At 49.7% G+C, this 12,924-nt stretch carries 10 protein-coding genes; 8 read left to right on the top strand and 2 right to left on the bottom strand.

What is annotated here, in order from left to right:
* The first annotated feature begins 9 nt into the window (after window positions 1–9).
* Genes J4G02_07145 through J4G02_07130 form a run of 4 tightly spaced genes read left to right on the top strand, consistent with a single transcriptional unit; the run spans window position 10 to window position 3,900 of the window.
* Window positions 10–1,050 (top strand): sulfatase-like hydrolase/transferase, encoded by a 1,041-nt coding sequence (locus J4G02_07145; protein ID MCE2394351.1) that lies wholly within the window; start codon window positions 10–12, stop codon window positions 1,048–1,050.
* A 37-nt stretch (window positions 1,051–1,087) separates the two neighbouring features.
* The gene (locus J4G02_07140) at window positions 1,088–1,918 is read left to right on the top strand and encodes a hypothetical protein (protein MCE2394350.1); all 831 of its coding nucleotides are present in this window, start codon (window positions 1,088–1,090) and stop codon (window positions 1,916–1,918) included.
* A gap of 33 nt (window positions 1,919–1,951) precedes the next feature.
* Complete coding sequence (locus tag J4G02_07135) at window positions 1,952–2,842, top strand: DUF58 domain-containing protein (protein ID MCE2394349.1); 891 nt, start codon at window positions 1,952–1,954, stop codon at window positions 2,840–2,842.
* A gap of 14 nt (window positions 2,843–2,856) precedes the next feature.
* Window positions 2,857–3,900 (top strand): NAD(P)-dependent oxidoreductase, encoded by a 1,044-nt coding sequence (locus J4G02_07130; GenBank protein ID MCE2394348.1) that lies wholly within the window; start codon window positions 2,857–2,859, stop codon window positions 3,898–3,900.
* A gap of 56 nt (window positions 3,901–3,956) precedes the next feature.
* Here J4G02_07130 and J4G02_07125 read toward each other — a convergent pair whose 3' ends face one another.
* Window positions 3,957–6,425: a T9SS type A sorting domain-containing protein gene (locus J4G02_07125; protein MCE2394347.1), complete on the bottom strand. Its 2,469-nt coding sequence runs from the start codon at window positions 6,423–6,425 to the stop codon at window positions 3,957–3,959.
* A 350-nt stretch (window positions 6,426–6,775) separates the two neighbouring features.
* Between J4G02_07125 and J4G02_07120 the strand changes: the two genes are divergently transcribed.
* From J4G02_07120 to J4G02_07105, 4 genes are all read left to right on the top strand, one after another.
* Window positions 6,776–8,701: a hypothetical protein gene (locus J4G02_07120; protein MCE2394346.1), complete on the top strand. Its 1,926-nt coding sequence runs from the start codon at window positions 6,776–6,778 to the stop codon at window positions 8,699–8,701.
* Window positions 8,702–9,077: 376 nt separating this feature from the next.
* Window positions 9,078–10,169 (top strand): mandelate racemase/muconate lactonizing enzyme family protein, encoded by a 1,092-nt coding sequence (locus J4G02_07115; GenBank protein ID MCE2394345.1) that lies wholly within the window; start codon window positions 9,078–9,080, stop codon window positions 10,167–10,169.
* A gap of 11 nt (window positions 10,170–10,180) precedes the next feature.
* Window positions 10,181–11,017, top strand: coding sequence for a DUF547 domain-containing protein (locus J4G02_07110; protein MCE2394344.1), 837 nt, complete (start codon window positions 10,181–10,183; stop codon window positions 11,015–11,017).
* A gap of 149 nt (window positions 11,018–11,166) precedes the next feature.
* Window positions 11,167–11,931 carry a hypothetical protein gene (locus tag J4G02_07105; protein MCE2394343.1) on the top strand — a complete coding sequence of 255 codons (765 nt, stop codon included), beginning with the start codon at window positions 11,167–11,169 and terminating at the stop codon, window positions 11,929–11,931.
* Between the two features lie 115 nt (window positions 11,932–12,046).
* Here the strand turns inward: J4G02_07105 and J4G02_07100 are convergent, their stop codons facing one another.
* The gene (locus J4G02_07100) at window positions 12,047–12,814 is read right to left on the bottom strand and encodes a c-type cytochrome (protein MCE2394342.1); all 768 of its coding nucleotides are present in this window, start codon (window positions 12,812–12,814) and stop codon (window positions 12,047–12,049) included.
* Window positions 12,815–12,924: the final 110 nt, after the last annotated feature.

The raw sequence follows: 12,924 nt of genomic DNA, 5'->3' as shown, positions 1-12,924 counted from the left end.
GCACCGAGGATGAACTTCCACCGTGACTTCCACGCGTACCGTTGGATTCGTGGGCAGGAGTATGATCCGTATGTGTCCGCCCCTCTGAAACGGAATCTCAACGACTATCTCAACGCGAATTTCCCCGAAGAGTGGCGCAATCGAATCAGTCAGTTTCTAGCAAATACCGATCAGTTCGCAGGACCCGAGGATTGGTTTGCCCATAAGGTGGTGGACGAAGCCGCTGAGTGGCTTGAGGATAACCGTCCACATGAGAAAATCTTCCTCTGGATCGATTCCTTTGACCCACACGAACCGTGGGATCCGCCGGATCCGTGGGATACCTATACCGATTCGGACTATAGTGGACCTCGCATCGTTATGCCGATGGGTGGCATGGCAAGCGATTGGGCGAGCGGTGCCGAGATTAAGCATATTCAGGGGCTTTACGCCGGCGAGGCAGCTTTTGTGGATCATTGCCTTGGTCGCCTCTTTGACCAGTTGAAACAGCTTGGGTATTATGACGATTCGCTAATCTTCCTGCTTGCAGACCACGGACACCCCCTCGGCGATCACGGGAAATTCCTCAAGGGCGCAGATCGGATGTACAACGAACTTCTCAAGATTCCCTTTATGGTGCGATTGCCGAAGGGTGAAGGTGCACGCCGAACCGGTGCAATCGTCCAATTCCAAGATTTCCTTCCGACCGTGCTTGAGGCGCTCGGATTTGGGAATAATATCTCGTCGATGCACGGTGACAGTTTCCTCAGTGTTCTCAAAGGGAACAACGACTCACATCGCGACACGATTATTACGGGATACCATGAGGGTGCGGATCGGTGTGTCCGGGATGCGACATGGAGCTATATCCAGCGCCCTGAAGGCGAGCCTGACGAACTCTACAACCTGCTTGAAGATCCGCGTGAGCGAAATAATCTCATTGATCAGCAGCCAAATGAGGCTATTCGGCTGGCATCACAGTTCGGGAATTACTTCTGGCGACATGGGAGTGCAACAGCCGTCAAGGGGATTCAGGGCAAGTACGAATTGGCTTCTGGGCGAGTAGAGTAGAGGACGGTTCTCAAGAAGAGAAGGAAGGATTCACACCTTGCAGCTTGCGTCTAACTCCAGCATTCCAACGCCACCATTCTACGGCGCAAGGGTCGTTACCGACATCTCGTTAGAACAGGTCTACAACTATATCAATCCTGTGGTACTGTTTCGCGTTCAGTGGGGGTATCGCCGTCAGCCAGGTATGTTACAGCATGAGTATGATCGCTTCATTGAGCGAGAAGTTGTGCCGATATACCAACATTACAAGCAGCTCTGCATGGATAACGATTGGTTGCGTCCATTGGTGGTGTACGGCTATTTTCATGCCCAGTCGGAGGGCGACGACCTCATCATCTACCACGCCGATGCGCAGACCGAATGGGTTCGTTTCACTTTTCCCCGTCAGACCCACACCGAAGAGCGACGCTGTATCACCGATTATTTTGCCAGCGTTGATTCTATTCAGATGGATGTCGTGGCGTTTCAGCTTGTCACGGTTGGACCGACAATTACGGAGGTTATGGAACACGCTAGGGCTGAAGGAAATGAGGGAAGATACCTGCATCTACGCGGCATGGCTATTGAGACGACTGAGGCACTGGAAGAGTATGCGCACAGGCAGATCCGTCTTGAACTTGACATCGCTGCAGAAGATAGTCCGTACGTCCTCGATCTGTTTCACGGGAGCTATCAGGGTGCACGTTTTCGGTTTGGGGATGCTGCCTGTCCAGACTTAGCAGCGCTCGCCAAGCTACGACAGCTGCTTGAACCGGAGCGAATCGGTGTTGAGCTATCGGAGGAATTTCAACTGATGCCGGAGGGTTCGGTCGCTGCGATTATTGTGCCTCACCCAGAGGCAAGAATATTCAACATACAATCATCTTAATCTCAACATTCCTCTTCAAAGAACGGAAAGATCATGAGAACATCTCACAGATACTTAGATCCCACAGCACTCTCCCGGCTCGGCGGTATGGAACTAGTCGCCCGTCTTGTCGTGGAGGGTTTTATCACGGGACGGCACAAAAGTCCATATCAGGGCTTCAGCGTGGAATTTGCAGAGCATCGGCAATACATGCCCGGCGACGCCATCCGTTATATCGACTGGAAGGTGTACGGTAAATCCGACCGTTACTACATCAAAAAGTTTGAGGAGGAAACCAACCTTCGCGCCTATATCCTGCTCGATGCCAGCGGATCAATGAACTACAAATATGACGACAGCGGCATCACTAAGTTCGAATACGCTTGTTACCTCGCCGCATCGTTGACGTATCTCATGCTCAAGCAGCGGGACTCCGCAGGTTTAGCGGTCTTTGACACACATATCAGGGAATACATCCCACCACGCGGTGCTGCAACCCATCTGCACGCTATCATGTCTACCTTAGAAAGTATCCAGCCGGGCGAAGAAACGAGTATCAGCGCCACTTTTAACGAACTCGCCAAACGGATTATCCGTCGTGGATTGGTCATCGTAATCTCCGACCTCCTCGATCAACCGTCAGAAGTCCTGTCTGCCCTCAAACATTTTCGCCACCGCAAGCATGAGGTCATTGTTTTCCATCTGCTCGACAAAGCCGAGATGACATTCCCGTTTGAGGGACCAGTAGTTTTTCGAGATATGGAGACGGAGGGAACCCTCTCAACGCAAGCAGAGGCACTCAAAGCTGGCTATCTGGAACAGTTGGGGGAATTCATTCAAGCCTATCGTCGGGGATGCGGTGCCAGCCTAATTGACTACGTACAAATTGACACAGCAACACCGTTTGATTATGCGCTCTCGTCCTATCTTTCACGACGGAAGTAAAAGGGATAGATACAATGGGAACAATATTGCATCCCCAATACATTGAGGATTCAGAGCAACTTGAGGACGTGATGTCTACACCGACGCTAGAGGTCGTTGAAGCGATGGGAGAAATGGCGGGCGACCTGCTTATACTCGGTGTGGGTGGGAAGATGGGACCAACGCTCGCAAAACTGGCAAAACGCGCCATTGATGAAGCTGGTTCGGACAAGAGAGTGATCAGCGTGTCCCGTTTCTCATCACCCGGCTTACAGGCAGATCTGAATCGGGTTGGCATTGAGACCATTGCGTGTGATTTGCTCAGCGAAACCGAGTTGCAAGCGTTGCCGGAGGTCCCCAATGTGATTTTTATGGCGGGCAGGAAGTTTGGCTCCACCGGCAATGAACCCCTGACATGGGCAATGAATACCTATATGCCCGGCCGAGTGGCAAAAAAATATCGGAACTCCCGAATCGTCGTTTTTTCAACAGGAAACGTCTATCCACTAACACCCATTTCACACGGCGGTGCGACGGAGATGCACCCTGTGGAGCCGATCGGCGAATATGCACAATCCTGCCTTGGTCGCGAGCGGGTGTTTGAGCACACCTCAAATCAATTTGGCACCCCTCTCGCAATCCTCCGTTTGAACTACGCCATCGATCTGCGGTACGGCATCCTACTGGACATCGCAGAAAAAGTTTATTACGAAAAACCTGTAGATGTGACAATGGGAGCTGCCAACGTCATCTGGCAAGGAGACGCAAACGCAGTCGTACTACGTGCCCTCATGCACTGCCAAAGTCCACCGATGCTTCTTAATCTCACAGGTCCAGAAATCGTTTCGATTCGCTGGCTCGCCACACGATTCGGTGAAATTTTCGGAAAAACACCCGCCTTTGAAGGGATAGAAGCAGAAACCGCACTCTTGAGTAACGCCGCTCACTGTCATCAGCTTTTTGGTTATCCGCGAGTTTCACTTGAACAGATGGTACAGTGGGTAGCGCATTGGGCAGAAATCGGAGGAACAACCTTGGGGAAACCGACGAAGTTTGAAGTGCGGGATGGCAAGTTTTGAACTTCGGTTGAAACTTAGACAATAGGAAACCTCCTGCTTCTCCCTAATTTGCGGTACTATTTAACAGGCACCATCCGCCTTGTAGCGGTATAATCCCCTGCCCGGAGTTGGTAAAAATAGATACCACTTGCGATCGGTTCCCCGTTTTCGTTACGTCCATCCCAGTACACCGCGCGGTTCCGAGCGGTATAGAATCCTGCCGGCTGATGTCCCATATATAGTTGGCGAACCATCGCACCTGTTGTGTCGTAGATTGTGAGTGTCACATCGGAGGCGCGGGCGAGGTGATACGGTATCCACGTCTCTGGATTGAACGGATTCGGATAGTTGGGCAACAGTCCTGTTTCTTTCGGCGTTACTGCAGCAAGGAGCCGCTCAAGGAAGAAAATTCCCCTTCGTAACCTTAGATCCGTGAGATCTAACCCCTGTGCTTGAGTGAGCCAGCCCCGGACCGCCGCCTCGGTAAGGGACGTAAGTGCCACCGAATGTGCGGAAGGAGCCGCCGCAGCCTCCCTTATCGCCCCGGCAACCGTGACCAGATCCAGGAGGTTGACCACGCCATCCCCGTTTAGGTCGGCACCGTCCTGTCCTATCCTCCCAAAGTTTGAGTGAACGTACATCAAATCTTGAAGGTTCACCACACCATCGCGGTTGACATCTCCGAACACCGTTGGGGGCGGGAGTTCCCACAGGAGCACCGTGCCATCCCCACTCCCGCTTGCCAGTGTCTCTCCGTCCGGGCTGAACGCAAGGCTAGTGACAGTCCACGTATGCCCGGTGAGAATCCCCTTGGAGACACCCGTCACGACATCCCACAGACGAAGAGTATAATCCCATCGTCCTCCGCCACTAGCGAGTGTCCGCCCATCCGGGCTGAACGCAAGGCTCAAGATATCATCCTCATACCCGACTAGTGTTCCCTTCTGTTCGCCTGTCACGGTGTCCCACAGACGAATCTCTCGGCTACCCGCGCTTGCGAGCGTGTTTCCATCTGGACTAAATACGAGGCTCCAGATAGTCGAACCTTGGGCGAAGAGGGTCTCTTTCTGTTCACCTGTTGCGACATCCCACAGACGGATAGTACCGTTCCAATCCCCACTCGCCAGCGTCTCTCCAGCCGGACTAAACGCAAGACTCTGGATCCCTCCCGTGTGCCCGGTGAATGCTTTCTTGCGTTCACCTGCCATAACATCCCATAGATACACCGTATTTTTACCCTCACTCGCCAGCGTCCGTCCATCCGGACTGAACGCAACACTACCAACAGCAGATGTCTGCCTGATTGTCCCCTTCTGTTCACCCGTTACAACATCCCAAAGACGGATGGTTTCATCGCCACCTCCACTTGCCAACGTCTTCCCATCCGGACTGAACGTGACGCTATGGACCCAATCCGTATGCCCAGCGAGGGTCCGCTTGTGCCTTCCGGTCACCCCGTCCCAAAGATACACCACACCATTTTCCTCCGCACTTGCCAGTATCCCCCCAGCCGGACTGAAGGCAACACTAGAGACCTCAGATGCATACCCGGTGATCCTCCCCTTCTGTTCACCCGTCGTGACATCCCACAGACGAATGGTTTCATCATTACTCCTACTTGCTAGTGTCTCCCCATCCGGACTGAAGACAACATTTTTGACCCAACCTAGGCCTCCGATCCTCAGCTTTTGTTCACCCGTCGCAACATTCCACAGCCGCACTGTGCCATCCCAACTTCCACTTGCTAGCGTCTCCCCATCCGGACTGAAGGCAACACTACGGACCCTATCTGTATGATCAGTGAGGGTTCGTTTGCGTTCACCTGTCACGGTATCCCATAGTTGGATGGTCTTGTCCCCACTCACACTCGCCAACATCTCGCCGTCCGGGCTGAATGCGATACTCCAAATCACAATTGGATGCCCGTCTGTCCACTTTTGTTCACCCGTCGTAACCTCCCACACTCGCAATGTACCGATCGAATGTCCACATGCCAGCGTTTCTCCATCTGGGCTAAACGCAACGCTCTGTACCCAAGATCTGGAATCGCTGAAACTCCACTTTTCTTCACCCGTGGCGACATCCCACAGACGGACGGTCTGGTCTCCACTCCCACTTACCAGCATTTTCCCATCTGGACTAAATGCCATGCTATGGACAGTCCAACTATGTCCGGTGAGGGTTCGCTTGTGTTCACCCGTGATGGCATCCCATAGACGGATGGTGTTATCCCCTCGAGCGCTACCACTCGCTAGCATCTGTCCATCTGGACTATACGCGATGCTAGTGACCCAAGAGGTATGCCCGGTGAACAGATCAACCTCTTGAAGGGTTGTTGTATCATAAAACCAAATCCCGATAGAGCTAGCCACCGCGAGGCGAGTTCCGTCCGGAGAATACCGCATCTCAACTATGCTTCCCCTACCGAGGCGCGCCTTGACATTTTCGGGTAAACGCCATTGCGGAGAATCTTGGGCAAAGCTATCCTGTAGAAACAGAACAGAAACGAACAAAAGGCTTAGCTTGAAAAACAGTTCCTTTTTCATGGGGTAATCCTCCTTTTGAAGTGGAACCGGATTCAATCTCAAAACGAAATTTACTTGTTCACCAACCACGCGCAATTTCGATACCACAGCTATCTTGAATCACTGAAAGAGGTTGTCAAAAAATCCAAGTTTTGCAGAAAACGCTTTCTCCGGGCGACTTTGTATCTGTTTCTGATATACGCTGTGATTGCAACGGAGTATCGTGCTAACAAAGAGATTGTCGAAACTATGCCACACCATCGTCGCAGAAATGCTACACTCGCTACGCTCAGTGATTGTCCTTAGATTTTTCTTGAACACTTCACATATATGTGCTATATTGAAATGCCATCTGGAAAGGAGAATGTCAAATGATGGAATCGCAAGCTGCTGTTGAAAAACGCTATCGTGATGCGTTGGATTCCCTCGTCACAAAGGTCCAGAAAGATCGGAATATCATCGCTGCTATTCTGTGCGGTAGTATGTCCTACGACCAAGTCTGGGACAAATCCGACATCGATCTCCTACTCGTCCAAAGAGAGGGAAAAGGTAATCCTAGAGGTTACACTTTAGCAGAAAACGATGTCAACATCCATGCGGAAGTCGTGCCAAGAAGTCAATTAAGACGATGGCAGGAAGCAGCGCTGCAAGGCTCATTTGAGCACTCCTTCTTCTCCCGTAGTACCCTCCTTTTCTGTAGCGATGAATCAGTCAAAACGTGGTATCAAAACGCCAATCTACATAATATCGGTGGGAGAGATAGGGCGCTCCAACTCCTCATTGTTACAACCGGACTGCTCCCCACATTGAGATATGCCGAAAAGCAGTTTTATGTCAACGAAGACATCAATTATAGCTTCCTGTCCATCCTGCGTGTGGTGGAAAGCTTGGCGAGAATTGAGGTAATCCTGAACGATGAGGTGCCGTCGCGAGAGGTCATCCAGCCCGCGCTTGAATATAATCCCGACTTTTTCCGTGTTACCTATTCAGATCTGATTAACTGTGAGAAGAATGAAGGGGTCATCCAAAACGCTCTAGATACTATCAGTGACTACCTTAACGAGAAACTATTTATCTTCCAACCAATCCTAGATTTCTTAGCCGAAGCGGCCGGTCCTCGATCTACAACGGAGTTAAATGATTACTTCCAAAAGAAGATCGGTGACAATCGTTTTGATGCTGCCTATGAATGGTTAGCGCAAAAAGGCATCATTCAACAGGTATCTACCCCTGTGAAGATCACGTTGAAAAGTCAGATCGAAATGGAAGAAGCTGCCTACTATTATGACCGGAAAGAAACTGTCACAATGAGCAAATCGCCTCCCCCACAATTGAAATTTGCTTTGAATCCCGATCTTCGCATCGGGGCGGACGCACACCCTCAGATTATGGCTGCGCTGGGGGCCTTCGTGGATAAGGTCAAAGACGATCGGTACATCATCGCAGCGATTCTCACAAGTAACCTCGCAGAAGATAATGTTTGGCAACATACTAACGTCAACCTCCTCCTCATTGGGCGCGACGACGCAAAATTCGATGAACACTACAGCCTAGTAGAAAATGGTGTGAATATCAATGTGACGATGCATCCACGAAAGCGATACCAGCAGCTCCTAGAAGGTGGATTGCAGGGAAGTGAATTGCATTCAATTCTATCCAGAAGTCGAGTGCTTTTTACGAGGGATGAAGCCATCGAGAAATGGCATAGCGACCTGAAACAGATCGGTCAAAGAGACCAAGAAACACAACTTATAAACGCCGGAAATAGTATCTTCGCGCTATTGACAAAGGCAGAAAAGTGGTTCTATATAAAAAAAGATCTCAGCTATAGTTTTTTATACATTATGTTTGTGGTTCAGCAGTTGGCACGGGTTGAGACCATTATGCACGGAGAGGTGCCGAAGCGGAAAGCTATTTATCAAGCGAGGGAACATAACCCCAATTTCTTTGACGCGGTTTTTACAGATTTAATCCATAAAGATAAGGATGAGGAAATGGTTCGTCGCACACTTGAGACGATTGACCGCTATCTGAATGATCAAACCTTCACCCTTTTTCAGCCGCTTTTCGATTTCTTGGCGAGCGCAGGCGGTACACGCACCGCCACTGAGTTGAGTGACTACTTCGGAGTGCGGCAGGCTTGGGTCGGACTTGTCTGCGAATGGCTGGCTCAAAAGGGGGTTATCGAGCAGTTTTCTTCCCCACTGCGACTCACCAAAGAGAGTCAAATCTCTGTTGAAGAGGCTGCATATTACTACGATGAAAACAATCCCTTCTTGGAAGAGATGAGGTGGTGAAGTCATTGTTCCATTCACTTCAGTGATACCTTTTTCGGTTGTAGCGCATTGCTCTACATTCAGGAGGCATTTAGTATTCGCTTTCGGCGTGCACTTATGTTATAATGCCATAATTTTCCAAGATAGACTGACTGAAGTTACCACGATAAAGCAATCTCAGAATATCTGTATTTGGTCTGAATGTTCTGCCTATCATAATTCAGGTTGCTAGTAGTAGATATATTGTTTTGAATCCTAATCTTATCGGGGTCCATATCCCGTAACCCTTGTGCATAATGAACTTCTTACGCATTACGTTTCACGTTTCACGATTTAGACCAACGCCGGAACGAGGGACGACAACCTGCACTATCATATATCGCGCATCAAGGAAAACATGAAAATCACCGAGGTCAAAACCTACAATCTCAGTTATCCATTAATCGAACCGTTTGCAAACGCACGATCATGGTCAAAGACGAGAAATGCGGGTATCGTGGAGATTCGCACCGATGCTGGCATTGTAGGCTGGGGCGAAGGTACAAGCACGCCATCGCAAGTGGCGATTGACACCTGCTTGATTGGAAAGGATCCGTTTGATATAGAGGTCATCTGGAACACGATGCACCAAGGCAGGAGCAATGCCGCCGCCATAAGTGGAGTGGACATCGCACTGTGGGACATTGTGGGGAAAGCATTGAATCAGCCTATTTACCGTCTCCTCGGTGGCGCGTTCAGAAACCGGATCCCTGCCTATGCCACCGGGCTGTTTAAAAAAGACGTCCCTGACATCACCCAAACCTTGATGGACGAGGCAAAAAGTTACGTTGATCAAGGATTCTCCGCGATGAAAATGAAGGTTGGATTTGGAGAAGCCTATGATGTTAAAAATGTAGCCGCTGTGCGGAAAGCGGTTGGAAATACGGTTATCCTTGCAGTTGATGCGAATTGCGGTTATGATGTTGGGACAGCAATTGATGTGGGACAGAAGATCGCTGAGAATGATCTCTTCTGGTATGAGGAACCGATTACGACAAACGATGTGGAGGGTTACGTAGAGATCCGCCGCGCACTCAATATGCGAATTGCCGGCGGCGAGGGCTTACAGGGGCGCTGGGGGTTCCGAGACCTGATCCAAAGGCGTGGATATGACATCGTCCAGCCCGATGTGAGTATTGCGGGCGGATTCACCGAATGCCGCAAGATCGCCGCGATGGCGAGCGCCAACCATCTCCGTGTACTGCCGCACATGTGGGGCAGTAGCATCCGTCTTGCCGCCACATTGCACTGGCAAGCAACAATTCCGGATTCCCCACAAGCGTTAAACCCCATTCCTTCGTTGTTTGAGTTCGACATGACGGAGAACGGTCTGCGCACCGATCTCGCCAAAGTACCGATTCAGGCGGTCGATGGATACGTCCCCGTCCCGCAGGAACCGGGCTTAGGCATTGAAATTGATCGGGCTGTTATAGAGAAGTACGCGTCATAGGGTAAAATACGATGAAATCAACAACACGTTGGTTAATTGGCGGGGTTACTGTCTTATGTGTTTTAGGTACGTGGTTTCTGTATCCGCATCGGGTTGAAAGCGAAGAGCAGGACGGAACAGAAAGTCAAGTTACCACAACTGATGACAAATTTAGCCACGAACTATTTGACCAAGTTTTGCAAAAATATGTCGATTCGCAAGGGCGAGTTGACTACGCCGGGCTCAAAAACGATCCGGGAACGTTGCAATCTTATTTGGATCTGCTTGCCGTGAACGCGCCTAGCGATAAGGCGACTTTTCAGACCGGACTCGCCTTTTGGATTAACGCCTACAATGCGCTCACGATCAAGGGTGTCCTTGACCACTACCCGACAACAAGCGTTCGTAAAATCAAGCTATTCGGCGGTTTCTTTTCTCGTATCAAGTTCCAAGTTGGTGGACGCGGCTACACCTTGGACAACATTGAACATGACATCATTCGATATGAATATGGGGACCCGCGCATCCATTTCGCGCTAGTTTGTGCGTCGCTAGGATGCCCAATTTTGGAGAAGCGAGCGTTCGTTCCAGAAACGCTTGAAGAGCGGCTCGACAATTCCACAGCAAAGTTTATCAATAATCCAGAAAAAGTACGTTTAGACCGTGAAAATGGTGTGCTATACCTTTCACAGATTTTTGAGTGGTACGCAGAAGACTTTGAGGACACCCACGGTAGCGTTATCAATTTCATTGCGGAATATCTTCCGGAAGCAGATGCTACTTTTCTCAAAGGGAAAGAGATACGGATTCAATATGTCCCATACGACTGGTGTCTTAATGCACAGTCAGGAGTAGAAGAACAAAAGTGAACTATGGTCTACGTCAGTTTACGCTTTGCACATTACACCCTGTTACTGAGGTTGGTTGGCGCCCGGCGTGGGGTTGTATAATTTTACGTGGTCTCTGCCAGAATAACTAACTTCTTTCCGAAATCAAAATAGCGATTGGAAAGGGAAAGATGGCAACACAATATCACTTTCTCGCTTCTTGCAAGAAAATAACAGATACGGAATGGACGATGGAGATGCAAGCGGACAGCAGAGATGTTCCTATGTCAATTGTTCATCCGGACTCAGAGACAGATGAGGTTCTAACAACCAATCCAATTACGCGAACAATTGCGGAGGTAAAGGTTATGACAAACTACCTTCGTCAATTAAACCGTCATAGTGGCAGAGGAGCTGTCGGACACAACGACTCGGTGATCCGAAACATTCGTCAACGTCTTTCGCAGTTACAACTTGGACAACAGATTACCGTAAAAATCTCTTACTTTAAGCATAAGGGATTAAGATCAGGATTATACGAGATCAACTCGCTTGGCGTCTCCCCTCCGATTAATCGTGGCCGACCTCTGACAGCAACGCTTTCACAAGAGCAGAAGGCGCGAGTTCCTCAAGTACTTGTTGATGCAGTGACTAGCTTAGAAAATCACGTTGATACATTGCAACGGGAACTTCATGCGGCACAAAGAATCTTACGCGAATACGGAGCGCAATTGGAAACACAAGAAAAACAGATCCAGCAGTTATCAGTTGAAAACAACCAACTGGGGGAAAGCAGTGAGTCACAAACAACACCCACCCAATCAAGCAATTCACACCTGCAAGAAGCGGCTACATCGCAATCAGATTCACCAACTGAGGAGACAGATGAAGAGGACATTAATACCGAAACTCAAAGCCTGTTTCAGCAATTTATGAAGTCCTCAAGGTCTTCATAATCTCAGAACAAACCACCTGCCAATTACCCGCCCAAAAAATCACAGTAAAGGAAGCTAGTATTCTATCACTCACGCCATCAAATAGGTTTCTCGCCTGTCGTGTGAGGGCACGCCCCTATTTACTTTCCTCAACTAATTTAGCTATAAATGCGACGATGTCAGCGATAGCCTGATCTGACAACCGATCCTCGGAAAAGAAGGGCATAATAAAACCACCCTTGCGGACGTAAGCAGCGATCTGGTGTTTCCGTTTCTCTAAGTCTCGCGGTGGTCTCCTTTTGACGAGTTGAGAACCGATACCCGCCTTTTTAGCGGTTGGATGGCATACGTTGCATGCCTGACCATACAATTTCCAGCCTCTTTGTGCGTCGCCTTCCATCTCCATAATCTGATCGGCAGCTGCGCTCGCAGCGGCTTTATCTAGCATTGTGATCTGAAACTGCGGTCCCTTGCTATCTCCAGAGACATGCGCGAAATAAGCCATCAAAGCTGCAGCTTGCTCCTCAGGAATTGCAGTTGGATCAACTTTATCAGAGGGAATCTTTTGCAAAAAATGCTGATAGCAGAAGCCCCCGCCGCCGGCAGCCCGTTCAAAGATATCCGCTGTAATCATGCCACCTTTTGCCGTGCCACGGTGAGGCACGCCAACGATGCTGTGTCCCGCGCGTATCCGCCCATCGGGGGTTGCTGCTTCGTCAAAATCTGCGTGGCAATCTGAGCAGGAGAGACCACTGGCTTTGGCAGGGTCAAGTGTTCCACCAAAAGACGGATCGCTGAAGAGTTCCCGCCCCATCTTGGCTTTTTCAGACATTTCTGCGTTTGTTATAGTTACCAATGAGAGCGTTAAGAGCGCTGTTAAACCCAAAACAACAATTCTGTACATCCCAAATCTCCTTTCGTGTGTCGTAAAGTTGCAATGAACCAAAACTACCATAATGGTATCAGAATGGGTATTGGTCGTCAACGAAAATCAATTCAACTCTAGGGCATTTA

It is taken from the genome of Candidatus Poribacteria bacterium, assembly GCA_021295755.1.
Classification (GTDB): Bacteria; Poribacteria; WGA-4E; order WGA-4E; family PCPOR2b; genus PCPOR2b.
This window is presented reverse-complemented; position numbering and strand designations above follow the sequence as displayed.